Below are 26,197 nucleotides of genomic sequence, written 5' to 3'. Positions count from 1 at the left end.
CGTCATCCCGGCCTTGAGCCGGGATCCCGCTTTGCTTGGCCGCAGTGCAAAGAAGCGGGACCCCGGGTCAAGCCCGGGGTGACGAATCCAGTTTTGACAATCTCTCCACCAGCCTCTCCCGCGCCGCGAGCACATCGCCGCGGCGGTCCGCGAAAATGCGGTGATCCAGGGCCTTGCCGTTTTCCCTGAGCATCTCGCGAACCGAAGCTTCCTCCTTCGGCGCATCGCCGGCGCCGAGCTCGATCAGCAACAGCCGCTCGAACCGGGCCAGCGCAAGCGCCCAGCCCCGCGCGCTCGGCGCATGCTCGATCGCATCGAGAACGCCCGATAGCCCCTCATAGAGTGCGGGAACGGACAGCCCCTCGGGCAGCGCCGACGCAACCAGCGCCGTCACCCACTCGATCGCCGCTGCCGGCAGCGGCTCGGACAGCAGAGGCGCCCGGCTGTGCGTCAGTTCCACCGTCGCGGCGGCAAGCTGTTCCTCGACCCGCGCCCGAAACTCGATCTCCACCAGATTGCCCGGCACCAGCACCGGCCGCAGCCGCCGCGACCGCCCGCCACGCACATAGCCCGCCTGCAGCCCGTCATTCGGCGTCAACGCCCGCACGATCGCGCCATGCTCACCATGCGCGCGGACAGCGACGACGATCGCTGGCGTGGTGATCAGCATAGTGGAAAAAAGGTGCGTCCCTCGACTTCGCTCGGGATGGACGGTGGAGAAGGTTGTCGAATCAAAGTCCCGTCCATGCCGAGCGAAGTCGAGGCACGCACGTCACCGCGCATGGTAAAAGTCATACACCTGCTGCGCCACCGACCGCGACACGCCCGGCGCCTTGGCCAGATCTTCCAAACTCGCCGACCGCACCGCCTTTGCCGTGCCGAAATGCATCAGCAGCGCCTTTTTCCGCGCCGGCCCGATGCCCGGCACTTCGTCAAGCGAGCTGACGCCGATCGCCTTGGCCCGTTTCTGACGGTGCGCGCCGATCGCGAAGCGGTGCGCCTCGTCGCGAAGCCGCTGAAGGTAGAACAGCACCGGCGAATTGGGCGGCAGCGTCACCTCACGCCCATCCATCAGGTGGAACACCTCGCGCCCCTCACGACCGTGATGCGGTCCCTTGGCGACGCCGACCAGCGCGACATCCTCGACGCCGATTTCCTCCAGCGTGTTCATTGCGGCATTGAGCTGCCCGCGCCCGCCGTCGATCAGCACCAGGTCGGGCCAGTCGCCGCCCTCGCGGTCCGGGTCCTCGCTCTTCGCGCGCCCGAAGCGCCGCTCGAACACCTCGCGCATCATCGCGAAGTCGTCGCCGGGCGCCGTCTCCGGCCGCTTGATGTTGAACTTGCGGTAGCTGTTCTTGCGGAAGCCTTCCGGCCCCGCGACCACCATCGCGCCCAGCGCATTGGTGCCCATGATGTGCGAGTTGTCGAACACCTCGATACGGTCGGGCGGCCCGTCCAGCTCGAACAGATCGGCGAGCTCGCGCAAAATTCTCGCCTGTGTCGTGCTCTCGGCCAAACGCCGATCCAGCGCTTCCTCGGCATTGCGCTTGGCCTGCTCGATCAGACGCCGCCGGTCGCCGCGATGGGCGTTGGTGATGCTGACCTTGCCCTTGGCTTGTTCGCACAGCGCCTCGGCGATCAGTTCGCCCTCGGTCAGCGGCCGGTCGAGCAGGATCGACCGCGGCGGCGGCACTTCCTCGTAGAATTGCATCAGGAAGCTCGCGAGCACTTCCTCTTCGCTCAAATCCTCGGTGTGGGTCGGAAAGAAGCTGCGATGGCCCCAATTCTGGCCGCCGCGGATGAAGAAGCCCTGGATGCACATCGTGCCGGCCTTGCAGGCCAGCGCGAACACATCGGCGTCGCCCACGCCTTCCGCATTGATCGCCTGGCTGCCCTGGATAAAGGTCAGCGCCTTCAGCCGATCGCGGAAGACGGCGGCCAGCTCGAAATCCATATTCTCCGCAGCCGCCTGCATCGCGGCGCCCAGCTTCGCCTGCACCTGCGTCGATTTGCCGGCGAGGAACGCCTTGGCGTCGCCGACCAGCTCGGCATAGCCGGCCGCGTCGATCCGCCCCACGCATGGCGCCGAGCAGCGTTTGATCTGATACAGCAGGCACGGCCGCGAGCGGTTCGCGAAGAAGCTGTCCGAGCACGACCGCAGCAGGAACAGTTTCTGCAGCGCATTCAGCGTCCGCGTCACCGACCCGGCGCTGGCGAACGGTCCATAGTAATTGCCTTTGATCTTTTGCGCCCCGCGATGCTTCTGGACGCGCGGAAAGTCGTGGTCGGCGCGCAGCAGGATGTACGGGAAGCTTTTGTCGTCGCGCAGCAGCACGTTGTATGGCGGCCGATAGCGCTTGATGAGCTGCGCCTCCAGCAGCAGCGCCTCGGCTTCATTGTTGGTCGTGACGATCGTCATCGACCGGGTCTGCGCGACCATCCGCTGCAGCCGACGCGAGAGTCGCGTGACCTGCGTGTAGTTGGTCACTCGGTTCCGCAGCGCCCGCGCCTTGCCGACATACAGCACGTCGCCGCGCGCATCCTGCATCCGGTACACGCCCGGCCGCACCGGCAGCGTCTTCAGCACGTTGCGGATCGCTGCCACGCCTTTTTCCAGATCGGGCGCGTCGGCGCCGCGCACCGAATAGGTGGCGGTCTCCTCATTGAAACGGTCAGGGCTTTGCGGACGGGACATGGGCTGTCACAGTTAGGCACTGCCGGACAGACCGGCAACGACAATGGAGGGGCAGATGCGCATCGCGGGCAAGACGGCGCTGGTCACCGGCGGCACCGACGGGATCGGCTACGAGATCGCGCGCCAGTTGAAGGAACGCGGCGCGATCGTGGCGGTGTGCGGCCGCAACACCGGCCGGCTCGCCTCGGCGCGGGACCAGGGCTTCCAGGCGATCGAAGCCGATCTTTCCACCAAGGCCGGCTGCGACACGCTCGTCGAGGAACTGAGCGGCGTCCCGATCGACATCCTCGTCAACAATGCCGGCATGGGCGGACCGTCGGCCCTGCTCGACGGCTTCGACCTCGATCAAACCGACCGCGCCATCTTCCTGAACCTGAACGCGCCCATGCATCTGATCGCCGGTTTCCTACCGACGCTGCGCCAGCGTCCGGAAGCTACGATCGTCAACGTAACCTCGGGTCTCGCCATCGCGCCGCGCGCCGATGGCGCCGTCTATTGCGCGACCAAGGCAGGGCTCCGCAGCTTTACCCAGGCGCTGCGACATCAGCTAAAGGCAACGAACATCACCGTGATAGAGGCGCTGCCGCCCGTCGTCGAAACGCAAATGACCGCGCAGAACACGCACAAGAAAATGCCGGCCGCCGATTGCGCCGCCGACATCGTCAAGGCGATCGAGACGGGGCAGACGGAAGCCTATATCGGTGCGACGAAGATGCTGCGGGTGGTGAGCGAGATTTCCCCTGCCCTGGCCCGGCGGGTGATGATCAATTACTGACGGCGCGCCGCCTCGATCTCTGAGCGCGGGTGCTCGCCCCAAGCAAACCGAGGCCTGCGAGCATCATCGCCCAGCTCGCCGGTTCGGGAACCGAGATATAGCCCTGGTAGCGTTCCACGACCTCGGGCGATCCGGGAACGCCGAAGCTGATCTCCGTCGGCCGATTGTCGATCCGCGGGTCTTCGGACCAGGAAAAGCTGCCCTGAATGCCATTGGCAAGGCCGATCAGACGCAGCGTCTGCCCAGCGACGGACAAAGTGCACTGCGCGCCCGCATACACCCCGCAGCCGAAGCGAATGTCGTTCTTCAGGCTGAAATACACGCGGCCGAACACGAACTTATCGGTCTCGCTGGTGAAGCTGAAACGATAAAGCGCGCTCTCTCCACCCGACGGATCGGCGGTGGCAAGATCGATGAAGGAAATCGTCTGCAAGCCAGCACGCGCATCCGTGGATGCGAACGCCAATGCCAAGCTTACGCCTAAATACAGTTTTTGCACCGAGAACCCCCCAGCTCTCTGTCGTGCTTGCCACTATTCCTGTTTCACAAGCCGATCACGATAATGCTGCTATATTATCGCTCGCACTTCTCTTGCGGCAAGTGACGCAGGACACAGGAGTTGGTTAATGCGCTCTCGGGAGACGCTCTGTCTCATATCGGTGCATTACCAGTCAGCCGCCCGTAAAGCGCGGCGCGCGCTTCTCCAGGAACGCGTCCATCGCTTCGTCATTGTCCCTCGTCGCATGCGCAAGCGACTGCATCGCCGCGCTCATCTCCAGGATATTGGCGAGCGTTGCCGTCTGTCCTTCGCGCAGCAGACGCTTGGTCATGCGCACCGCGTGCGGCGGGTTGGCGGCGATCTTATCGGCGACTTCGCGCGCAGCGCGGAGCAAGTCCGGCCCCGGCACCACCCGCGACACCAGCCCAATGCGCAGCGCTTCTTCGGCTCCGATCGTCTCCCCCGTCAGCGCCAGTTCCGTCGCTTTCGAAAAGCCGACGATCCGCGGCAGCAGCCAGGCCCCGCCGTCGCCCGGCACGATCCCGACCTTGACGAAACTCTCGGCAAACACCGCATTGTCCGTCGCAATCCGGACGTCGCACATGCAGGCAAGATCGAGCCCGGCGCCGATCGCAGGTCCGTTGACGGCCGCGATCACCGGCACTTCCAGTGCTTGAAACAGCAGCGGCAGCCGCTGGATTCCTTCGCGGTAATTGCGGCCGTCAACGGACCTGCGATCACCGGCACTTCCAGTGCTTGAAACAGCAGCGGCAGCCGCTGGATTCCTTCGCGGTAATTGCGGCGCGTCTGTGCCGGCAGCGACGCGCGGAGCCCCTTGCCTGCACGCATCGCCTTCAGATCTCCGCCTGACGAAAATGCCGACCCCGCGCCGGTCAGGATCACCGCGCGCACGCCAATGTCCGAATCCGCCTCGCCCAGCACCCGCTCAAGCGCGTCGATGACGGCCGGATCGGAAATCGGATTGCGCTTGTCGGGCAGGTTCAGCGTGACGGTCAGGATGGCGCCATCGCGCGCGGCAAGGATCGGATCGGTCATCGATTCAGCCTGCCATGCCGGGGCAGGCTTGGCCATCCGGCACTATTTCTTCGTCTTAACCTTATCGGCCGGGACGTATTTGCAAACCGTCTGCATTCCCGCGAGCGTGGGCACGCGGGGGTCCATTTCCTTGTGGCAAACCCGCTTCATCTTCGGCTCTTCCGGTGCGGCGTCCGTCGCGTCCTGCGCTGCCGCCGGCGTCGCAGCCGGCTCAGGTGTCGTGCCGGACTGTACAGGCGCGGCAGCCTGCAGCAAAGCTATTGCAATCAACAACATCAAAGCCCCCTTCGTGTGTTGCGCCCTTGGCAACGTCACAAATGCGGCGCGAAGCGGCAAGCGCGATGACAAACGTGATTTAAACGTTTCGCCGCACTTCTCTTTCGTTTCGGCGCTGATCATCCGCTGTTGCGCAGCGCCGTCGCGATCGCGTTGATCGAAAGCTGGATGCCCTCGGCAATCCGGGCGTCGTCTTCGCCCGCGCGGTGCCGCTTCAGCAGTTCGATCTGCAGCAGGTTCAGCGGCTCGATATAGGGCAGCCGCAGCCGGATGGATGTATCCAGCGCCGGCGTCTTTTCGAGCAGCCTGCTCTGGCCGGTCACGTCCAGCAGCACATCATAGGTGCGGTGCCAGCCGTCGCGGATACGGCCGAAGATCGCGTCGGCCCGCGAGCGATCCTCGACCAGCGCCGCATAGCGCGCGGCGATTCCCATGTCGGACTTGGCGAGCACCATCTCCAGATTGGCAAGCGTCGGCGCGAAGAACGGCCATGCCTCGGCCATTTCCTTGAGCAGGCCCTTGTCCCCGAACCCGGCAAGCGCGTCGCCCGCGCCATACCAACCCGGCAGCATCACCCGCGCCTGTGCCCAGCTGAATACCCAGGGAATCGCGCGCAGATCCTCGATCGCGTCGGACTTGGTGCGGCTGGCCGGGCGCGAACCGATCTTCAAGGTCGCGATCTCCGCGATCGGCGTCATCTGCCGGAAGAAGGTGCGAAAGCCCTCCGTCTCATAGACAAGGGCCCGATACGCGCCGAACGCGCTGCGTGAGAGTTCCGCCATCGCGCCTTCGAACCGTTCGCGATCGACGTTCGACAGGCTCGCCGGCTCCAGGCTGGCGAGCAGAGTCGCCGCCGCGATCGCTTCCAGATTGGCGGCCGCGCTTTCCGGCGTGCCGTATTTCGCCGCGATCACTTCGCCTTGCTCGGTAATACGGATGCGGCCCTGGACGGTGCCCTTGGGCTGGCCTTGGATCGCTGCGAAGGATGAGCCGCCGCCCCGCCCGACCGCGCCGCCGCGGCCGTGGAACAACTGCATCGCGACGCCCTTTTCGGCGAACACGTCGCGCAGCGCCTCGCTGCCCCGGTGCAGCGACCAGACCGACGTCAGATACCCGCCATCCTTGTTCGAATCCGAATAGCCGAGCATCACTTCCTGCCGGCCGCGCGCCTGCGCCCATTCGACCGTGCCGGGCAGCGCGAACCAGTCGCGCATGATGCCGGGCGCCGCCTCCAGGTCGGCAATGGTCTCGAACAGCGGCACCGCCATCACGGCCGGCCGTTCGCCCGGCCGGTACAGCCCCGCTTCCTTCAGCAGCACATGGATTTCGAGCAGGTCCGACACCGACTTGCACATCGAGACGATGTAGGTGGTGATCGCCGCCGCGCCGTAACGTGCATGCGCCTCCGCCGCCGCGCGCACGATCGCAAGCTCGCTCTGCGTCTCGTCCGAATAGCCGGCGAAGGGGCTCGCAAGCAGCCGCGGCGTTTCGAGCTCCTGGGCCAGCAGCGCGACCTTCGCCGCTTCGTCGAGCGCGATATAATCGGCCTCGACGCCCGCCTTCGCCAACAGCTCGGCGACGACGCGCTCATGCACCGCACTGTTCTGCCGCATGTCGAGCGTCGCGAGATGGAAGCCGAACGTCTCGACCGCCCGGATCAGCCGGCTGAGCGGTCCCGGCCCCGCCAGCGGGCCGCCCGCCCCGGACACCGAGCGGCCAAGCACGCGCAGATCCTCGACCAGCGCTTCCGGCGTCGGATAGGGCTCGGCCGCGATCCGCGTCGGCCGCGGCGGCGGACGTCCGGTCAGCGCCTCGTAGGTGCCGCTCAGCCGCGCATAGATGCCGGAAATGGCGCGCCGATAGGGCTCGTCCGCCCGGGCCGCGGAGTCGTCATGGCTCGCCTCCGCGAGACGAAGCACCGCGGGATCGACCTCCGCTAGGGTCGAAGACACCGACAGCTCTGCGCCGAGCGCGTGAAGCTGGTCGAGATAATGCGCGATCGCCGTCTCCGCCCCGCGCGACAGCGCCAGCTTGAGCGAGTCGGCCGTGACGAACGGATTGCCGTCGCGATCGCCGCCGATCCATGAGCCCGGCCGCAGAAAGCTCGGCGGACGGTGGCCCAGCGCGCGTTCCCAACGCACATAAAGCGCCGGCAGCACCGGCAGGAAAACATCCTGAAAATAGGCGCGCGCCGTCTCGACTTCGTCGGCGACGTACAGCCGCTCGCGCCGCAGCGCCCGGGTCTGCCACAGCAGCGCGATCTGCCGCTCGATGGCGAGATCGACCATGTCGCCGTCGGGCGTCTCCGTCGCGCCCGTGTCACGAAGCCGCATCAGCTCGGCGATGCGGTTGCGGTGATCGATCATACTCTTGCGCCGCACTTCGGTCGGGTGCGCGGTCAGCACCGGCGCGATCAGCGCGTCCTTCAGCAGCGCCGTTATGGCCTCGTCGCCAATCCCCTCGGCGCGCAGCCGCTCGACGACATGCGCGACATCGGCGCCCGGTTCCGCCGCCACGCCCTGCCGGTCCTCGGCCAGGTTCGCGAGCATCGAAAACAGCATGAACCCACGCACGAACGACAGCGTGTCGTCCAGGCTCAGCGCATCCAGCCCCGGATCGATCGATTCCGCATCCGCCAGCCCCCGGTGCCGGTCGACCGATGCCGAGCGGATATACTCCGTCCGCCGATAGATCGCGTCGCCCCCATAATGCCGGATCACATTGCCGAGCAGCCGGCCGAGAAAGCGGATATCCGGGTTCTGGGTGATCGTACGGTCGTTGCTCATCCGGAACCGCATAGCTGCCTTCGCCAATTGGAACCATATGCGCCGATCACCATATAAACCGCATGGCCGGCGGATGGACGCGCGATGGCGCGGTGCAGGATCAGATCGACGATACCGTGACCGATGCGGTGCTTGCCGCACGCGCGCGCATGCCCGCCGGCGAAAGTGCCATGCATTGCGAGGAGTGCGGCGAGGAAATCCCGGAGCGCCGCCGCCTGGCGCTGCCCGGCGTCCGCACCTGCGTGCCATGCCAGTCGGAACGCGACGGCCGCATCGTCGCCACCGGCATCAACCGCCGCGGCAGCAAGGACAGCCAGCTCAAATAGGCCGGACGCGCCGAGCTCCCCCAGTATTTCTATTCGGTTCGGTATTGAATTTGGCGGAGGGCGGCGGCAAGAGCGCCGGCGATCAAAGACTCGGGCGGGGGTGCCCGGCTTCGGTTGCACTTACTGAGCGGACGGTTCGTTGGGGCGGACGGGTTCGGCCGGAGTCGTGAATGATCGGTATCGTCGGCGTAGCCTTGCGGCGCCCTTTGACCTTCATCGTGATGGCAATGCTGATCGCGATTGTCGGCGTGCTCGCGGCCATTCGGACTCCGGTCGATATCTTCCCCAACATCCGTGTGCCGGTGATCGCCGCCGCCTGGCAATATGCTGGCCTGCCACCGTCGGAAATGTCGGGCCGCATCATCACGCCGTTCGAGCGCACGCTGTCCACGACCGTCAACGACGTCGAGCATATCGAAAGCCAGTCGCTGCAGGGCATCGGCGTGGTGAAAGTGTTCTTCCAGCCCGGCGCCGATATCCGCACCGCGACCGCGCAGGTCACCTCCGTCTCGCAGACCGTGCTGCGGCAGATGCCGCCCGGCGTCACGCCGCCCCTGATCCTGAACTACAGCGCCTCGACCGTTCCGATCATCCAGCTTGCGATGTCGGGCAGTGGCCTGTCCGAGCAGCAGCTTTTCGACATCGCGCAGAACCAGGCGCGCATCCAGCTTATCACGGTCCCGGGGGCTGCGATCCCCTACCCCTCGGGCGGCCGCTCGCGCCAGGTGCAGATCGACATCGATCCCGTGGCGCTTCAGTCCAAGGGATTGTCCGCCACCGATATCGGCAACGCGATCGCGGCGCAGAACCAGATCAACCCGGCCGGCTTCGCCAAGATCGGCGACTTCCAATACAGCATCAAGCTCAACAACGCGCCGAACTCGATCGACGAGCTGAACGACTTGCCGGTGAAGGTCGTGAACGGCGCGACCATCTACATGCGCGACGTCGCCCATGTCCGGGACGGCAGCGCGCCGCAGACCAATATCGTGCACGTGAACGGCGCGCGTTCGGTTCTGGTCACCGTGCTGAAGAACGGCGCCACCTCCACGCTCGCCATCGTGCAAGGCGTAAAGGACCGGATTCCGAAGATTCTGGAAGGCCTTCCGCCGAGCCTGAAGATCGAGCCGATCGGCGACCAGTCCCTGTTCGTGCGCGCGGCGGTGAGCGGAGTCGTCCGCGAAGGCGTGATCGCGGCGGCGCTGACGTCGCTGATGATCCTGCTTTTCCTGGGTTCGTGGCGTTCGACGGTGATCATCGCACTGTCGATCCCGCTCGCCGTGTTTGCGGCGATCGCGGGGCTTGCCGCGACGGGGCAGACCTTGAACGTGATGACGTTGGGCGGCCTGGCGCTCGCCGTCGGCATTCTCGTCGATGACGCAACCGTCACCATCGAGAACATCAACTGGCATCTGGAACAGGGCAAGGGCGTGATCCAGGCGATCCTGGACGGCGCCGCGCAGATCGTCACGCCGGCTTTCGTGTCGCTGCTCTGCATCTGCATCGTGTTCGTGCCGATGTTTTTCCTGCCGGGCGTCGCCGGTTATCTGTTCGTGCCGCTCGCCATGGCGGTCGTGTTCGCGATGATCGCGTCCTTCGTCCTGTCGCGAACGCTGGTGCCGACCATGGCCATGTACCTGCTGAAGCCGCACCACGCGGGCGAGGACGTTCACGAGGCCGGCAGCCCCGGCTCGCGCAATCCGCTGATCCGTTTCCAGCGCGGCTTCGAGCGTCGGTTCGAGCGCGTGCGCGCATCCTATGGCGCGCTGCTGACCCGGGCGCTCGAGCGCCGCAAGCCGTTCATGATCGGCTTTCTGGGCATCGTGCTCGCCTCGTTCCTGTTGACGCCGTTCCTGGGCAGCAATTTCTTCCCGGACGTAGACTCGGGCCAGATCCTGCTCCATGTCCGCGCGCCCGTCGGATCGCGGATCGAGGACACTGCCGCCCAGTTCGACCGCATCCAGCGGCGCATCCGCGAGATCATTCCGCCGGGCGAACTGCGCTCCGTCGCCGACAATATCGGCCTGCCGGTCAGCTCCATCAACACGACCTACAACAACTCCGGCACGATCGGCCCGCAGGATGGCGACATTCTGATCGCGCTGAACGAGCATCACAGGCCGACGCCGGGCTATGTCGCGGCCTTGCGGCGCGAGCTGCCGCGCAGCTTTCCCGGCACGACCTTCTCGTTCCTGCCGGCCGACATCACCAGCCAGATCCTGAACTTCGGCGCGCCCGCGCCGATCGACGTGCAGATTAGCGGGCGGAAGGCGGACGAGAATGCCGCCTATGCCGAAAGGCTGCTGCGCCGTCTGCGCACCGTCCCGGGTCTGGCGGACGTCCGCATCCACCAGACCGCGCGCTACCCGCAGCTCAACGTCGATATCGATCGCTCGCGGATCGGCCAATATGGCCTCACAGAACGCGACGTGACGACCAGCCTGGCGACGTCGCTCGCCGGCACGTCGACGACGGCGCCCGTCTTCTACCTCAATCCCGAAAACGGCGTCTCCTATCCGGTCGTCGCGCAGGCGCCCGAATATCGGGTGGGTTCGCTCCCCGAGTTGCAGGGGATTCCGATCTCGGGCCCGAACGGCACCACCGCACAGACGCTGGGCGGTATCGCCGCGGTCAGCCGTACCAACACGCTGCCGGTCGTCAGCCATTATGACGTGCAGCCAGTGGTCGACATTTATGCGGCGCCGCAGGGCCGCGACCTCGGCGCAGTCGCGGGCGACGTGCAGCGCGCGATCAAGGCGCTGGAAAAGCAGCAACCCAAAGGCGTGACGGTGACGATCCGCGGCCAATTCGCGACGATGAAAACCGCCTTTTCCGGCCTCGGCTTCGGCCTGATCGGCGCGATCCTGCTGATCTATCTGCTGATCGTCGTGAACTTTCAGAGCTGGCTCGACCCGTTCGTCATCATCACGGCCTTGCCGGCCGCGCTCGCCGGGATCGTGTGGACGCTGTTCACGACTGGCACCACGCTTTCGGTCCCGGCACTCACCGGCGCGATCATGTGCATGGGCGTCGCGACCGCGAACTCGATCCTGGTCGTCAGCTTCGCCCGCGAACGGCTGACGGAGCTGGGCGACGCATCCAGGGCAGCGCTCGAAGCCGGCATGGTCCGCTTCCGCCCGGTGCTGATGACCGCGCTTGCGATGATCATCGGCATGATGCCGATGGCCCTGGGCTTCGGCGAGGGCGGCGAGCAGAACGCGCCGCTCGGCCGTGCCGTGATCGGCGGCCTGGTCTGCGCGACGATCGCCACGCTCTTCTTCGTTCCCACCGTCTTCAGCTTCGTCCATCGCCGTGGGCGCGTGGCGGGGCCGCCCCAGGAGCTTGAACTCTCCCATGCCTGAATCCATCGAAACGCCGCGCCTGAAGCGTGCCGGCGTGATCGCGGGCGTCGCTGCGATCGGCATCGTCGCGATCGGTATCGCCACGCGCAGCAACGCCGATCATCAGCTTGCCCAGGTCGCTCGGGACCAGTCGATCCCGACCGTTGCGATCGTCCAGCCGAAGCGCGGCCAGGGCGACGCCGATCTGGTTCTTCCCGGCAACATCCAGGCCTTCAACAGCGCGGCCATTTTTGCGCGCACCAACGGCTATGTCCGGCGCTGGCTGGTCGATATCGGCGATACCGTCCGCGCGGGCCAGGTCCTTGCGATCCTCGATGCGCCGGACGTGGACCAGCAACTTGCCCAGGCCCGCGCCGATTACCAGACCGCGATCGCCAACCAGCGGCTCGCCCGCACCACCGCCGACCGGTGGGACACGTTGCTGAAGAAGGACGCCGTCTCCCGCCAGGAGTTTGACGAGAAGGCCGGCGACTTCGCGGCCAAGTCCGCGGTCGCGAACGCCCAGCTCGCCAATGTCCGCCGGCTGACGGCCGTGCAGGGCTTCGAGCGGCTGACGGCCCCATTTGCGGGCGTCGTCACCAGCCGCTCGGCGCAGATCGGCGCGCTCGTCACGTCCGGCAGCGCTGCCTCGCAGCCGCTCTTCACCGTGTCGGACATTCACCGCATCCGCGTCTATGTGCGCGTGCCGCAAAGCTTTTCGGCGCAGGTCCATCCGGGGCAGCACGCAAAGCTCAGCGTTCCCGAATATCCCGGCCGCAGCTTCGACGCCGCGCTGGTGCGGACGGCAGGCGCAGTCGATCCGCAATCCGGCACCGTGCTCGTCGAGCTGCAGGCGGACAATGGTGATCTGGCGCTGAAGCCAGGCGCTTATGCCCAGGTCAGTTTCGCAGTCCCCGCGGGGGCCGGCACGCTTCACCTGCCGGGCAGCGCGATCCTGTTCCGCGAGGGCGGACCCACGGTCGTCACCGTCGACCGCAACGGCCGCGTCCGCCTGGTGCCGGTGAAGCTCGGCCGCGATCAGGGCAAGGAAGTCGAGATCGTCTCCGGCCTCAGCGGCAGCGAACGAATCGCCGACACGCCCCCGGATGCCATCGAGACCGGCGACCAGGTCCGCACAGAGGCGGGGCATGCGCAGCGCTAGTCTCTGCCTGCTGCCGGCGCTGATGCTCACGGGCTGCTCACTCGCGCCCGATTATGCGCCGCCGGTCACCGCAGCCCCCGCCGCCTACAAGGAAATACCGGCCGGCTGGACCACGGCGACGCCGCTCGATGCTGCACCGCGCGGCGCTTGGTGGACCATGTTCGGCGATCCGATGCTCGACGGCCTCGAGGCCCGGATCGAAAGCGCGAGCCCGACGCTCGCCGCGGCGGTCGCGCGCTACGACGCCGCCCGCGCGTCAGCCGGCGAAGCATCCGCCGATCTCTATCCGACCGTCGGCGTCTCCGGCGATGCCGTGCGCGAACGCACGTCCGGCCGGCGCCCCGGCGCGACGCGCTCGGCCACCTACACCGACGCGACGATCGGCGGCTCCCTCGCCTACGAAATCGACTTGTGGGGTCGCGTGCGCAATTCGGTCCGCGCCGCGGATGCCAGCGCCGAAGCCAGTGCGGCAGACCTTCAATCGGTGCGGCTCAGCCTCCAGGCATCCGTCGCCGACGCCTATTTCCGCCTGCGCGGGCTCGATGCGGAAGCGGCGCTGCTGCGCAAGACGGTCGAGGCGTTCGGTCGCGCGCTGGAACTCACACAGGCGCGTCATGACGGGGGCGCCGCGTCGGGGCTCGACGTCAGCCGCGCGCAAACCCAGTTGTCCGACGCGCGCGCACAGATTTCGGACGTCGCCAATCGTCGTGCCGCGACAGAGCATGAGATCGCGGCGCTGGTCGGCCTGCTTCCGTCGGAGCTGTCGCTTCCGCCAAGCGATGCCGGAATCGGCGCGCCGCCACCGATGCCCATCGACACGCCCGCCAGCCTCGTGCAGCGCCGCCCTGACGTCGCCGCCGCGGAGCGCCGCATCGCTGCCGCCAATGCCCGCATCGGCGTCGCCCGCGCCGCCTTCTTCCCAAGCCTGACCCTGGGCGGAACGGCCGGCTTCGAAGCCGCGCAGGGATCGCTGCTCAGTTCCCCCGCAAGCTTCTGGGCGCTCGGCCCGCTCACCGCCGCGCTCGACTTGTTCGACGGCGGCCGCCGGCGCGCGCGCGTCCGCATCTCTCGCGCAGAATATGACGAGGCGGCGGCCAATTACCGCGAAGCCGTGCTCACCGCGTTCCGCGAGACCGAAGACCAGCTCGCCGCCGCGCGCCTGCTCGCCGCCCAGGCCCGCGACCAGCGCGATGCCGCCGCGGCCGCGCGCCGGACCAGCGACCTCGCCTTCACCCGCTACCGCGAAGGCGCGTCCGATTACCTGGACGTGGTCACGGCCCAGACTGCAGCGCTCGACGCCCAGCGCGCCGAAATCGCCGTCCAGACCCTGCGCGTCCGCACCGCCGTCGCGCTGGTCCGCGCGCTGGGCGGAAGCTCCACCGGATAGCGACAGCCCGCATTGCAAGCGGGCCGAACGGAGGCGGCGCGACAGACCTCGTTAGCGATGCGCCGCTAGACTGCTCCCGAGTTGCGGAGCGTTTCCATGCTGTATTTCTTGTTGCTCACCGCAGTTGCGCATCACCCGCCGATGATTCCGACCTTCGGTTTCGGCAGCGTGAAGTGCGAAGCGGCATTCAAGCCGGACTCGGTCATGCAGGCCCAGAGCTGGATCCTCGGCTTCTGGACGGGCCTCAACGTCCAGTCCGGCCACGGTGTGGGCACCGGCAAATCGAACGACGACATTTGGGACAGCGTGAGGAAAGCTTGCGCGAAAACGCCGTCGGCTACTTTGCTCGCCGCAACGCAGACCGCCTACAAGGCATTGAAAGGCTGATAGCCTAGCCTTCGAACCGCCCCGCGCGCCCTGCCCCGTCCGCAAAGCGCGACGCGCCTGCCAATCCTTCGGCCCGCAGCGGCGCTTCGCCGCCCACAGCCTCCGCACGAAGCGCATCGCCGATATCGCTGTCCCATTGCCGATAGGCGGAAAGCCGGTCCGCGCGCATGCACATCTGTGGGAATGACGCGATCGTCTCGGCAAGCCTCAGCGCTTCGTTCAATGCCTCGCCCGCCGGCGCGACCCGGTTCGCAAGCCCCATCGCCAGCGCTTCTTCGGCGTCCACCGGCCGCCCGGTCAGGATCATGTCGAGCGCGCGCGCCTGCCCCACGATCCGTGGCAGCCTGACGGTGCCGCCGTCGATCAGCGGAACGCCCCATCGCCGGCAGAACACGCCGAAAACAGCGCTCGCCGCAGCGACCCGGAGGTCGCACCACAGCGCCAGCTCCAACCCGCCGGCGACGGCATGGCCCTCCACCGCCGCGACGACGGGCTTGGAGAGCAGCATCCGGGTCGGCCCCATCGGCCCCGGCCCGGCGGCATCGTAGGGCGGAGGCGCGGCCGCAACGCTATGGAGATCATAGCCCGCGCAGAACGTGCCGCCTGCCCCCGTCAGCACCGCCACACGCACCTCGTCATCGGCATCGAACGCTTGGAACGCAGCGCGAAGCAGGCTGGCCGTCTCGGCATCCACCGCATTGCGCCGCTCGGGGCGGTTGATCGTCACCACCGTCACATGATCGCGGCGCTCGACAAGAACCTTGCTCATCCGACTTTCCTGTCCCGCCCCATCCTGAATGGCTCCTTCTACTGCCATTCCCAATAGCATTGCACAGGCAAAGCTCGCGGCATCTTACACGAAGCTCAGGCGCCGAAGCCGCCGTCGATCGTCTGCATCGATCCGGTGATCATCGAACCGTGCGGGCCGGCGATATAGCCGGCCAGCTCCGCGATCTCGCTGGCCTTGGCGTGGCGCTTGATCGCCATGAAGCTGTGCATCTGCTCGGCCATCGGGCCGTCTGCCGGGTTCATGTCGCTGTCGGTCGGCCCCGGCTGGATGCTGTTGACGGTGATGCCGCGGCCGCCGAAGTCCCGCGCCAGTCCCCGCACCATGCCCTGCATCGCCGACTTGGTCAGTGCATAGGCGGCGCCCCCAGCGAATGGCATCCGGTCGCCATTGACCGAACCGATCACGATGATGCGGCCGCCCTCGTTCATCCGCCGCGCCGCCTCGACTGCGGCGTGATACGGCGCGCGGACATTGACGTCGATCATCCGGTCGACCGCATCAGCGTCCAAGGTAAGCGGATCGCCCAGCACCAAGGTCCCGGCATTGATGACGATGATGTCCAGCGCGCCACGGCCGCCGACCGTCGCCACGAGTTGGTCGCGGTCGGCGCTATCGGCGCGGATCGCTTCCGCTCCCGTTTCGGCGGCCAGCGCATCCGCCGCATCCTTGGAGCCGGCATAGGTAAAGCCGACCGTGCCGCCCCCGCTCGCGAAACGGCGCACCAGCGCCGCGCCGATTCCCCGGCTGCCGCCAAGGACCAGGACATTCTTTCCGGTGAAATCGCCCATCTCGAAACTCCCTTGCGTTGAAGATTGCTGTGGACCGGGAGATGCACCTGCGGCATCGTTCGCACTGGCCGGCGAAATCCGAAACCGGCTTTCGGGAATGCCGAACGATGATGAAGCTCGAAGGGGTCGAGGCATTCATCCACACCGCCGAGGCGGGATCGATCAGCGCGGCGTCACGCCGGCTGGGCCTCGCCAAGTCCGTGGTCAGCGAACGGCTCGCGGAGCTCGAACGCTTTCTCGGCACGCGCCTTATCCAGCGCACGACGCGCAAGCTCTCGTTGACGATGAACGGCCAGACATTCCTGCCTCGCGCGCAGCGCATCCTCCGCGAAGCCAGCGAAGCCTCAGCCGAGCTTGCCGAGCGCAGCGGAACGCTTGCCGGTCCGCTCCGGCTGTCCGCCCCGGTCGGCTTCGGCATCCTGCATCTTGCGCCTGCGCTTTGCACGTTCCTCGCCGCGCATCCCGACGTGGACCTCACGCTGGAGCTGGACGACCGCTTCGTCGACGCCGCGGCGGACGGATATGATGCAGTGCTCCGGCACGGCGCCGTCGGTGACACGCGCCTGATCGCGCGTCGTCTCGCGACGAGCCGACGGCTGCTCGTCGCGTCTCCTGCCTATCTCGCCGAACGGGGAACGCCCGGCTCCCTCGCCGAGCTGGAAGGCCATTCCGCGATTCTCTATTCGAACCGCGACGTCGATTGGCGCTTTCAGGTCTCGGGCGGCTGGACCGCGATCCGCCCCCGCGCCGCACTCAGGGTCAACAATGGGCTGGTAATGCGCGATGCCGCGGTCGCGGGTCTCGGGATCGCTCTGCTGCCGAGCTTCTTCGTCCATTCCGAACTGGATCAGGGCCGGCTCGTCCAGATCGACGTCGGGGCGGAAGCCGAAGGCGCCGAGCTGTTCCTCGCCTATCCGCGCGACCACAGCGCCTCCGCCAAAATCCGCGCACTCGCGGACAGTCTGCGTAAGAGCTTCGGCGACCCGCCTTATTGGGAAGTCCCGCGCAGTCCCTGACAGCTCACGAGACTAGCGCCCGCCGTCATCCCGCTCGTCCGGCGGAACCTCTCGAATAGACCAGGTGTGGTTCTGCACGATCGTTGCGGCGACCGGCCGTCCGTCCGGGTCGCGCGACGGCTTGAAGCGGAACCGCTCGACGATCAGGCGGCAGGTCGTGTCGTCCAGCACGCGAACGCCGCTCGACCGCGTCACGTCGCAGTGCGAAACATGGCCGTCCGCCTCGACTTCGTATTTGACGCCGACGGTGCCGCCCACGCCTTCCTCGCCGGCCGCGCGCGGATAGTCGGAATCCCTGATCTTGCCCTTGATCTGGCGCGGCGCGACCCATCCGCCGCCGCCATCGCCGTCCCCTTCGCCGCCCGATCCGCGGCCGTTGCCCCACCCCCCGGCGCCATAGCCCGGCCCTGGAATGTCGGCCGATCCGGCAGAGGGGGCATTGCCCACGCCGGAGATCGGCGCGACCGGCAGCGGGTTGGGCGTCGGCACTTTGATCGGCGGCGGCGGCAGCACGATTTGCGTCGGCTCGGCGCGCAGGTTCGGCGGAGACGCTTCCCCTTCGGGCCGCGCGGACTTCACCTTGTGCTCGATCTGGGTCTTCGGCTTGGGCGGCTCGGGAAGCGGCAGGATGTTGATCGTCTTCAGCTCGTCGCTCACCCGCCGCGGCAAATCGAGCCGCAAGCCGGTCAGCAGTGCATAGCCGATCAGCACATGCACGACGGCCACGCCGAAAACCGACGTCGCTTTTTCTCTGGTCCAGCCCTGCTGTGCGTACATAAGCGACCCTTGACGCGTTCAACGCGTGAAGGCCGAAACTAGCGCCAAAAGGCTGAACGGAACGTGATTCAGCGGTTCAGATTATGCAGCGCCAGACCCGGCCGCGCCCATTCCGTGCTGACCAGCCGCCCGGTGCCGGACAGCGTGATATAGGCGGTGCGCAGGTCCGCCCCGCCCCAGCAGATGTTGGTCGTGAACGGATCGCCGGTTTCGACGAACTCGACCAGTCTGCCATCCGGCGCGACGACCGAAATGCCGCCATTGCCGATCGTCGCCACGCACACATTGCCGCTCGCCTCGACGCCCAGGCTGTCGAACCAGCTATAGCCGCCCGCGCCATAGACGAAATGTGCGCCGGTTCCGGTCAGGCTCTCGCCCCGGTCGAGCTTGCCCGGCGCCGTCACGTCGAAATACCAGAGCTTCGCCGTATAGGTTTCGGCGACATACAGCCGCTTGCCGTCGGGCGAGAGGCCGATGCCGTTCGGATTCTCCATCGGAAAGGCGGCTTCCTCGATATGGCTGCCGTCGGCCCTGGCGTAGAAAATGCCGACCACGTCGCGCGACCGCTGGAAGGTCTTGCCGTGATCGGTGAACCAGAAGCCGCCGGCATCGTCGAACACGATGTCGTTCGGTCCCCGAAGCTGCACCTCGCCCGCATGGGTATAGAGCGTCTCGACCGTGCCTCGGTCCGGATCGATGCGCTGGATCGACCCGCCGCTCCAGCTCTTGGCCGCACCGTGCGGGATCAGCAGCCCCTGCGTTTCCAGATATTCGAAGCCGCCATTGTTGCAGAGATACAGCATCCCGTCCGGCCCCAGCGCCAGCCCATTCGGCCCCCCGCCCGGCGTCGCGACCGTCTCCGTCTTCCCCTTGCCCCAGCACCGCGTAATCCGCCCCGCCTCGATCTCGACCACGATCACGCTGCCATCCGGCATGGCCACCGGTCCTTCGGGAAAGCGCAGCCCGCTGGCGATCTCTTTCAATTCTGGCACCGTTTCTCTCTCCCGGTTTGGGCTGAGCAAGTCGGGCACCCACGAAAGTATTACTTTCGTGGGACCCGGCCGAAGCCCTCCCTTGTTCTTTCGATCACGCTAAAGGGAAAGGGAGGGCTTCGACAAGCTCAGCCCGAACCGGCTATGGGGCGGGACTCAACGGAGTTCGAGACGATGGCCACCGCAACCTATGATGCCGATCTGAAGCTGTTCGTGAACGGCGCTTGGCACGCCAGCGAGGGCCGCGATGCCCAGCCGGTGTTCAACCCCGCAACAGGCGCCACCGTCGCCGAAGTCCCGCTCGCGACCGCAGCCGATCTCGACGAAGCGCTCGCCGCCGCCGATCGCGGCTTCAAGACGTGGAAAGCGACCGATGTCGAGGCGCGCGCCGCCATCCTGCACAAGGCTGCCGACCTGATCCGCCAGCGCACCGACCGCATCGCGACGCTGCTGACGATGGAACAGGGCAAGCCGCTCGGCGAAGCGCGCGGCGAAGTCGCCGGCGCCGCGCAGCTCTTCGATTATTATGCCGAGGAAGCGAAGCGCGCCTATGGCCGCGTGCTCGTCCGTCCGACGGGCCAGCGCTCGATCGTCATCAAGCAGCCGGTCGGCCCGGTCGCTTCGTTCACGCCCTGGAATTTCCCGGTCTATCTGATGGCGAAGAAGCTCGCCGCCGCACTCGCCGCCGGCTGCTCGGTGATCGCCAAACCGCCGGAAGAAACGCCGGGCAGCACCTCCGCGATCGTGCAGGCGCTCGCGGACGCCGGCCTCCCCGCCGACGTCGCCCAGCTCGTCTTCGGCGTGCCGGACACGGTCAGCCGCCACCTCCTCGCCTCGCCGGTGATCCGCAAGGTCAGCTTCACCGGCTCGGTGCCGGTCGGCCGCCATCTGATGAAGCTCGCCGCCGACGGCCTGAAGCGCGTCACGATGGAGCTGGGCGGTCACGCGCCGGTGCTGATCTTCGACGATTGCGACCTCGACCGCACGCTCGACATGGTCGTGCCGCAGAAATTCCGGAACGCCGGCCAGGTCTGCGTCTCCCCCACGCGCTTCTACGTGCAGCAGGGTATCTACGATCGCTTCATCAAGACCTTCGCCGAGCGCACGGCCGCCTATCCGGTCGGCAACGGCCTCGAGCCGACGACAAAGATGGGGCCGCTCGCCAACCGCCGCCGCCCCGACGCGATCTCGGCCCTGGTCGACGACGCCGTCGCGAAGGGCGCGACCCTGGCGGCCGGCGGCGAGCGGTTCGGCGACGGCTTCTTCTACAAGCCCACGCTCCTCGCCGACGTGCCGCTCGAAGCCCGCATCATGAACGAGGAGCCGTTCGGCCCCGTCGCCGTCGCCCGCCCCTTCGCGACCGAAGAGGAAGCGATCGAGCAGGCCAACCGCCTCCCCTACGGCCTCGCCGCCTTCGCCTTCACCGAGAATGGCCGCCGCGCGAACCGGCTCGGCGACCTGATCGAAGCCGGCATGGTGGGTTTGAACACGTTCAACATCTCCGGCGCGGACACCCCGTTCGGCGGCGTCAAGGATTCCGGCTTCGGCAGCGAAGGCGGTCCCGAGGGCCTCGACAGCTACATGGTCGTCAAGGCAATCCACCAGGCTTAGCTGGTCAACACCCAAAGCCGTCCATGTCGAGCGAAGTCGAGACACGCACTTTCTTGTGTGCGCAGAATCGAGTGCGTCCCTCGACTTCGCTCGGGATGGACGGCTCTATTTGCTGCCCTTAGGTCGGGCGCATGACAGCGAAACGAACCGGCGGCCGCATCCTGGTCGACAATCTCGTGGCCCAGGGCTGCGACCGCATCTTCACCGTGCCGGGCGAAAGCTTCCTCGCCGTATTGGACGCGCTGCACGACACGCCCGAGATCGAGGTGGTGGTCTGCCGGCAGGAAGGCGGCGTCGGCTTCATGGCCTGCGCGGATGGCAAGCTCACCAACCGCCCCGGCATCGCCTTCGTGACCCGCGGGCCCGGCGCGACCAACGCCTCGATCGGCGTCCACGTCGCGATGCAGGATTCGCTGCCGATGATCCTGTTCGTCGGCGACGTCGCCCGCGGCGACCGCGACCGCGAGGCGTTCCAGGAAGTCGATTTCGGCCAGATGTTCGCACCGCTGGCGAAGAAGGTCCTGCGCATAGACGACGCCCGCCGCATCCCCGAATACACCGCCCGCGCCTATGCGACGGCGGTGTCGGGACGACCGGGCCCGGTCGTTGTGGTGCTGCCGGAGGATATGCTGCTCGACGAAGTCGAGGCAGTGGATCGGAACCCGGTGAAGCGCCCTCCCCAAGAGCCTGAATGGGAGGCGATGCAGATGATTCCGATCAATATGGGGCAAGGCGGTCGTCCGCTTGCCTTGATCGGAGGCGCAGACTGGAATCCAAAAGCGAGCGAGCTGTTCGCCGGTTGGGCTAAGCGCGCCGGTATTCCCGTCGCTGCTGCGTTCCGGAGACAGGACTCCATCCCAAATAGTTCGCCGGTATGGGCTGGAAACCTGGGCTACGGACCGAATCCAAAGCTTGTTGAGCGGATCCGATCCGCGAACCCGCTGATCGTCGTCGGTTGTCGCCTCGGAGAAGCAACGACCGATGGCTACTCGCTGATTACGCCGGATCATCCTGGCCAGCTGTTGATCCACGTGCACCCGGACCCCAACGAGCTGAATAGCGTGTACAAGGCCGATCTGGCGATCTGTTCGGACATGCAAAGCTTCGCCGAAAACCTTCCAGAGCCCCCCCGGGCGTTCTCAGCCGGCGCCGAAGCCCACGCCGAATGGCTCGAATGGTCCACGCCCAAGCCCCGCGACGGCGCCACGCTCGACCTCGGCCAGTGCGTGCTTGCGATGCGCGAGGCGATGCCCGCCGACACGATCATCTGCAACGGCGCCGGCAATTTCTCCGGCTGGTGGCACCGTTACTGGCGCTACGAAGGTTATGGCACCCAGCTCGCGCCCACGGCGGGCGCGATGGGCTATGGCGTACCCGCCGCCGTCGCCGCCGCCCTCCGCCGCCCGGAGCAAAAGGTCGTCGCGGTCGCCGGCGACGGCGATTTTCTGATGAACGGGCAGGAGCTCGCCACCGCCGTCGCGCACGGCTGCGACCTGCTCGTCATCGTCGTCGACAATGGCTGGTACGGCACGATCCGCATGCACCAGGAACGCGAATATCCCGGCCGCGTCTCGGGTACCAAACTCCTCAACCCGGACTTCGCCGCCTTCGCGCGCGCGTTCGGCGCCTGGGCGGAGACGGTCGAGACCACCGAAGCCTTCACCCCCGCCCTCGTCCGCGCGCTGGAGCAGAAAGGCGTCAAGCTCCTCCACTTGAAAACCGATGTCGAGCAGCTCACGCCCGGCATCACCCTGTCGCAGCTCCAGTCCGCCCGCAAAGGCTAGCGCCGCTCACCCCGAAACGATAAGCCATCCGCGCGGAACGGGAATCGGCAAAGCCGGAACCGCCCGCGCGGGACGCATGGCAAAAGCATCCGGCAAACGGGGGACATCATGACCAAGGCATCCGACCTCTTCATCCAGTGCCTGGAGGAAGAGGGCGTCGAGTATATCTTCGGCGTGCCCGGCGAAGAAAATCTCGACATGCTCGACAGCCTGTCGCGCTCCTCCAAGATCAAGCTGATCCTCACTCGCCATGAGCAAGGCGCCGGCTTCATGGCCGCCACCTATGGCCGCCACACCGGCAAGACCGGCGTGTGCATGGCGACGCTGGGGCCCGGCGCCACCAACTTCGTCACCGCCGCCGCCTATGCGCAGCTTGGCGGCATGCCGATCCTGATGGTGACGGGCCAAAAGCCGATCAAGAAGTCGAAGCAGGGCCGCTTCCAGATCCTCGACGTCGTCGACATGATGCGGCCGATCACGAAGTTCACGCATCAGCTCGCCAGCGCCGACAACATCCCCAGCCGCATCCGCGAGGCCATTCGCCTCGCCGAGGAAGAAAAGCCCGGCGCCACCCACCTCGAATTCCCTGAGGACGTCGCCGACGAGCAGACCGACTCCACCCCGCTGAAGCCGAGCTATGTGCGCCGCCCGCTTGCCGAGGAGAAAGCGATCCGCGCCGCGGTCAAGAAGCTGGAGGACGCCAAGGCTCCGATCCTCGTCATCGGCGCCGGCGCGAACCGCAAGGTAACGGGCCGCATGCTGCTGAAGCTGGTCGAAAAGACCGGCATTCCCTTCGTCACCACCCAGCTCGGCAAGGGCGTGATCGACGAGACGCATCCGAAATTCGTCGGCTGCGCGGCGCTGTCGGCGGGCGACTTCGTCCACCGCGCGATCGAAGCGGCGGACGTGATCGTCAATATCGGCCACGACGTGATCGAAAAGCCGCCTTTCTTCATGAAGCGTGGCGGCGCCGAGGTGATCCACATCTCGACTCGCTCGGCCGAAGTCGATCCCGTCTATTTCCCTCAGATCGAGGTGATCGGCGACATCGGCAATGCCATCTGGCAGATTCACGAGGACATCGTGCCGTCGGGCCGGTGGAATTTCGAAGACATGCTCCGCTTCCGCAAGGCCGAGGTGGAGCACACCGAATCGCTCAGCGGCGAAGGCCGCTTCCCGATCTTCCCACCGTGCCTGGTGCGCGAAATCCGCAAGGCAATGCCGGCCGACGGCATCATCTGCCTCGATAACGGCGTCTACAAAATCTGGTTCGCCCGCAATTACCCGGCGCGCCAGCAGAACACGGTGCTGCTCGACAATGCGCTGGCGACGATGGGCGCCGGCCTGCCTTCCGCGATGGCCTCGGCAATGGTCTATCCCGATCGCAAGGTGATGGCGATCTGCGGCGACGGCGGGTTCATGATGAACAGCCAGGAAATGGAGACCGCGGTTCGTCTGGGCCTCAACATCACGGTGCTGATCCTCAACGACAACAGCTACGGCATGATCCGCTGGAAACAGGCGAACATGGGCTTCAAGGATTGGGGCCTGACCTACGGCAACCCGGATTTCGTGAAGTATGCGGAAAGCTACGGCGCCAAGGGCCACCGCGTTACCTCGGCCGAAATGCTCCCGGGCCTCCTCAAGGAATGCCTCGACACACCCGGCGTCCACCTGATCGACTGCCCGGTCGACTATTCCGAAAACGACAAGATCCTGAACAACGACATCAAACAGCTCAGCAAGGCGTTGTGATCTCAAGCCCCTCCCCTTCAGGGGAGGGGTTGGGGTGGGGCAGTATCAACCCATGCCGACACCAGACGAACTCCAGCACCGCGCCTCAGAGATGCGACGCAATCCGACAGAGCCGGAGAAGCGGTTCTGGCGCCATGTGTCCAACTCTCGCCTCGGCTGCTTCAAGTTCCGTCGTCAGCAGGTGATCGGCTTCTTCATCGTCGACTTTTTCTGTCCGTCGCGTGGGTTGATCGTCGAGATCGACGGTGACACGCACGATCAGCCCTATGACGCACGACGTGATGGGTTCATGGTGCAACAGGGGTTTCAGACGATCAGGTTCACGAACACTGACGTAATGCAGAACATGGATGGTGTGCTGCAGGTAACGTTAGCGACTCTCCAAGCGCTCCCACCCCGAACCGGGTGGCGACTGCCCCACCCCAACCCCTCCCCTAAAGGGGAGGGGCTTAGGACGAACCTATGACCAAACTCCGCGACACCTACCCGCTCTACATCGCCAACCAGGCCTGGTCCGGCAACGCCGACCTCGAGGTGACGGACAAATACACCGGCAAGGTCGCCTTCCGCGTGGCAATGGCGCGCCCGGAGCAGATCGAGGCCGGCATCGCCGCCGCGGTGAAGGCCGCCGAGCCGATGGCGCGAATGGCGGCCTATGAGCGGCAGGCGGTGCTCGATCACTGCGTCGCGCGCTTCAAGGAGCGGTTCGACGAGCTCGCCTATGCACTGTGCGTCGAGGCGGGCAAGCCGATCAAGGACGCCGAGGGCGAAGTCACCCGCCTGATCGACACTTTCCGCATCGCCGCCGAGGAATCGGTGCGGATGACGGGCGAAGTCCAGCCGCTCGACATCAGCCCCCGCGCCAAGGGCTATCAGGGCATCTGGAAGCGGGTGCCGATCGGCCCCTGCTCCTTCATTTCGCCCTTCAACTTCCCGCTGAACCTCGCCGCGCACAAGATCGCGCCCGCGATCGCGGTAGGCTGCCCGTTCGTGATGAAGCCGGCCAGCCGCACGCCGTTGGGCGCGATCATCATGGGCGAAGTGCTGGCGGAAACGAACCTGCCCAAGGGCGCCTTCTCGATCCTGCCCGCCCACCGCGACGGCGCCGACATGTTCACCGAGGACGATCGGCTGAAACTGCTGAGCTTCACAGGATCGCCCGGCGTCGGCTGGGACCTGAAGGCAAAGGCGGGCAAGAAGAAAGTCGTGCTGGAACTCGGCGGCAACGCGGCCGTGGTGATCGACCGCGACGCCGATCTCGACGACGCCGTCGAGCGCACCGTGTTCGGCGCCTTCTACCAGTCCGGCCAGAGCTGCATCGGCGTGCAGCGCATCGTCGTCCACGACGATGTCTATGATGCCTTCCGCGACAAGCTCGTCGCCAAGACGAAGACTTTGATCGCCGGCGACCCGCACGACCGCAACACCTTTGTCGGCCCGATGATCGACGTGAAGGAAGCCGAACGGCTCGACCGCTGGATTCAGGAAGCCGTCTCCGGCGGCGCGAAACTGCTTTGTGGCGGCAAGCGCGAAGGCGCGATGCTCGAGGCGACGCTGCTCGAGGATGTCGGCACCAACACCAAGCTCAACCGCGAGGAAGCGTTCGGCCCGGTCGCCTTTTTCGAACGCTTCAAGACCTGGGACGAAGCGCTCGCGATCGTCAACGACTCGAAGTTCGGGCTGCAGGCCGGCATCTTCACCCGCGACATCTTCCAGGTGCTCGACGCCTGGGACCATCTCGATGTCGGCGGCGTCGTCGTTAACGACGTTCCAAGCTACCGCGTCGACAACATGCCCTATGGCGGCGTGAAAGACTCCGGCCTCGGCCGCGAGGGCGTACGCTTTGCGATGGAGGACATGACGGAGATTCGAAATCTCGTCATCCGCCGCACCGACCGGCCGGCACCTCCCAAACAATTGGGCGAGTAAGGTTTCGCTAAGCCAACGGTTTAACCGATCCTCCATTCCAAGCTGCCAGTCAGGCCTGATGATAT

Annotated in this window: 21 protein-coding genes and 1 pseudogene; 12 read left to right on the top strand and 10 right to left on the bottom strand. The window is 66.4% G+C overall.

Going from position 1 to position 26,197, the window contains the following annotated elements; genetic code table 11:
* Nucleotides 1-67: 67 nt before the first annotated feature.
* Nucleotides 68-670 (bottom strand): DNA repair protein RecO, encoded by a 603-nt coding sequence (gene recO / locus ACFSCW_RS05685; RefSeq protein WP_380887767.1) that lies wholly within the window; start codon nt 668-670, stop codon nt 68-70.
* A gap of 102 nt (nt 671-772) precedes the next feature.
* Nucleotides 773-2,695, bottom strand: a complete 1,923-nt coding sequence (gene uvrC / locus ACFSCW_RS05680) for an excinuclease ABC subunit UvrC (RefSeq protein WP_380887766.1) — start codon at nt 2,693-2,695, stop codon at nt 773-775.
* 55 nt (nt 2,696-2,750) lie between these two features.
* Here uvrC and ACFSCW_RS05675 point away from each other — a divergent pair, with 55 nt between their 5' ends.
* Entirely contained in the window at nt 2,751-3,470 is a 720-nt protein-coding gene (locus ACFSCW_RS05675) for an SDR family oxidoreductase (protein WP_380887764.1), read from the top strand.
* Here the strand turns inward: ACFSCW_RS05675 and ACFSCW_RS05670 are convergent.
* From ACFSCW_RS05670 to ppc, 4 genes and pseudogenes are all read right to left on the bottom strand, one after another.
* Nucleotides 3,460-3,903: a PEPxxWA-CTERM sorting domain-containing protein gene (locus ACFSCW_RS05670; protein ID WP_380887762.1), complete on the bottom strand. Its 444-nt coding sequence runs from the start codon at nt 3,901-3,903 to the stop codon at nt 3,460-3,462. The two genes, ACFSCW_RS05675 and ACFSCW_RS05670, sit on opposite strands and share 11 nt — an antisense overlap.
* 238 nt (nt 3,904-4,141) lie before the next feature.
* Nucleotides 4,142-5,025, bottom strand: a pseudogene (locus ACFSCW_RS05665) (enoyl-CoA hydratase-related protein).
* A 42-nt stretch (nt 5,026-5,067) separates the two neighbouring features.
* Entirely contained in the window at nt 5,068-5,424 is a 357-nt protein-coding gene (locus ACFSCW_RS05660; protein ID WP_380887760.1) for a hypothetical protein, read from the bottom strand.
* Entirely contained in the window at nt 5,421-8,087 is a 2,667-nt protein-coding gene (gene ppc / locus ACFSCW_RS05655) for a phosphoenolpyruvate carboxylase (protein ID WP_380887758.1), read from the bottom strand. The genes ACFSCW_RS05660 and ppc overlap by 4 nt, the downstream gene beginning before the upstream one ends.
* 62 nt (nt 8,088-8,149) lie before the next feature.
* On the opposite strand from ppc, the gene ACFSCW_RS05650 reads away from it, so the two are divergent.
* The 5 genes from ACFSCW_RS05650 to ACFSCW_RS05630 all read left to right on the top strand — a co-directional run bounded on the left by ACFSCW_RS05650 (nt 8,150) and on the right by ACFSCW_RS05630 (nt 14,690).
* Nucleotides 8,150-8,413, top strand: a complete 264-nt coding sequence (locus ACFSCW_RS05650) for a DksA/TraR family C4-type zinc finger protein (RefSeq protein ID WP_380887756.1) — start codon at nt 8,150-8,152, stop codon at nt 8,411-8,413.
* A 170-nt stretch (nt 8,414-8,583) separates the two neighbouring features.
* Nucleotides 8,584-11,775, top strand: coding sequence for an efflux RND transporter permease subunit (locus tag ACFSCW_RS05645; protein WP_380887754.1), 3,192 nt, complete (start codon nt 8,584-8,586; stop codon nt 11,773-11,775).
* A complete protein-coding gene (locus ACFSCW_RS05640; protein ID WP_380887752.1) occupies nt 11,768-12,916 on the top strand; it encodes an efflux RND transporter periplasmic adaptor subunit in 1,149 nt (382 codons plus the stop codon). Before ACFSCW_RS05645 ends, ACFSCW_RS05640 begins: the two co-directional genes overlap by 8 nt.
* On the top strand, nt 12,903-14,303 hold the full coding sequence (locus ACFSCW_RS05635; protein WP_380887750.1) for an efflux transporter outer membrane subunit: 1,401 nt from the start codon (nt 12,903-12,905) through the stop codon (nt 14,301-14,303). The genes ACFSCW_RS05640 and ACFSCW_RS05635 overlap by 14 nt, the downstream gene beginning before the upstream one ends.
* Before the next feature lie 96 nt (nt 14,304-14,399).
* The gene (locus ACFSCW_RS05630) at nt 14,400-14,690 is read left to right on the top strand and encodes a hypothetical protein (RefSeq protein WP_380887748.1); all 291 of its coding nucleotides are present in this window, start codon (nt 14,400-14,402) and stop codon (nt 14,688-14,690) included.
* 4 nt (nt 14,691-14,694) lie between these two features.
* Here the strand turns inward: ACFSCW_RS05630 and ACFSCW_RS05625 are convergent, their stop codons facing one another.
* Both ACFSCW_RS05625 and bdcA read right to left on the bottom strand, forming a co-directional pair.
* Nucleotides 14,695-15,459, bottom strand: coding sequence for a crotonase/enoyl-CoA hydratase family protein (locus ACFSCW_RS05625; RefSeq protein ID WP_380887746.1), 765 nt, complete (start codon nt 15,457-15,459; stop codon nt 14,695-14,697).
* Between the two features lie 95 nt (nt 15,460-15,554).
* Nucleotides 15,555-16,268 carry an SDR family oxidoreductase gene (gene bdcA, locus ACFSCW_RS05620; RefSeq protein ID WP_380887744.1) on the bottom strand — a complete coding sequence of 238 codons (714 nt, stop codon included), beginning with the start codon at nt 16,266-16,268 and terminating at the stop codon, nt 15,555-15,557.
* A gap of 107 nt (nt 16,269-16,375) precedes the next feature.
* Here bdcA and ACFSCW_RS05615 point away from each other — a divergent pair, with 107 nt between their 5' ends.
* On the top strand, nt 16,376-17,284 hold the full coding sequence (locus ACFSCW_RS05615) for a LysR family transcriptional regulator (protein WP_380887742.1): 909 nt from the start codon (nt 16,376-16,378) through the stop codon (nt 17,282-17,284).
* Nucleotides 17,285-17,296: 12 nt separating this feature from the next.
* Here the strand turns inward: ACFSCW_RS05615 and ACFSCW_RS05610 are convergent, their stop codons facing one another.
* Nucleotides 17,297-18,061: an energy transducer TonB gene (locus ACFSCW_RS05610; RefSeq protein WP_380887740.1), complete on the bottom strand. Its 765-nt coding sequence runs from the start codon at nt 18,059-18,061 to the stop codon at nt 17,297-17,299.
* 68 nt (nt 18,062-18,129) lie between these two features.
* Complete coding sequence (locus tag ACFSCW_RS05605) at nt 18,130-19,053, bottom strand: SMP-30/gluconolactonase/LRE family protein (RefSeq protein WP_380887738.1); 924 nt, start codon at nt 19,051-19,053, stop codon at nt 18,130-18,132.
* 174 nt (nt 19,054-19,227) lie between these two features.
* On the opposite strand from ACFSCW_RS05605, the gene ACFSCW_RS05600 reads away from it, so the two are divergent.
* The 5 genes from ACFSCW_RS05600 to ACFSCW_RS05580 all read left to right on the top strand — a co-directional run bounded on the left by ACFSCW_RS05600 (nt 19,228) and on the right by ACFSCW_RS05580 (nt 26,132).
* On the top strand, nt 19,228-20,664 hold the full coding sequence (locus ACFSCW_RS05600) for an NAD-dependent succinate-semialdehyde dehydrogenase (RefSeq protein WP_380887736.1): 1,437 nt from the start codon (nt 19,228-19,230) through the stop codon (nt 20,662-20,664).
* A 131-nt stretch (nt 20,665-20,795) separates the two neighbouring features.
* Nucleotides 20,796-22,448, top strand: a complete 1,653-nt coding sequence (locus tag ACFSCW_RS05595) for a thiamine pyrophosphate-binding protein (protein WP_380887734.1) — start codon at nt 20,796-20,798, stop codon at nt 22,446-22,448.
* A 108-nt stretch (nt 22,449-22,556) separates the two neighbouring features.
* Nucleotides 22,557-24,203, top strand: coding sequence for an acetolactate synthase large subunit (locus ACFSCW_RS05590; protein WP_380887732.1), 1,647 nt, complete (start codon nt 22,557-22,559; stop codon nt 24,201-24,203).
* A gap of 52 nt (nt 24,204-24,255) precedes the next feature.
* Entirely contained in the window at nt 24,256-24,669 is a 414-nt protein-coding gene (locus ACFSCW_RS05585; protein WP_380890023.1) for an endonuclease domain-containing protein, read from the top strand.
* Nucleotides 24,666-26,132: an aldehyde dehydrogenase family protein gene (locus ACFSCW_RS05580; RefSeq protein WP_380887730.1), complete on the top strand. Its 1,467-nt coding sequence runs from the start codon at nt 24,666-24,668 to the stop codon at nt 26,130-26,132. Before ACFSCW_RS05585 ends, ACFSCW_RS05580 begins: the two co-directional genes overlap by 4 nt.
* Nucleotides 26,133-26,197: the final 65 nt, after the last annotated feature.

The organism is Sphingomonas tabacisoli (assembly GCF_042678385.1).
GTDB lineage: Bacteria > Pseudomonadota > Alphaproteobacteria > Sphingomonadales > Sphingomonadaceae > Sphingomonas_B > Sphingomonas_B tabacisoli.
This window is presented reverse-complemented; position numbering and strand designations above follow the sequence as displayed.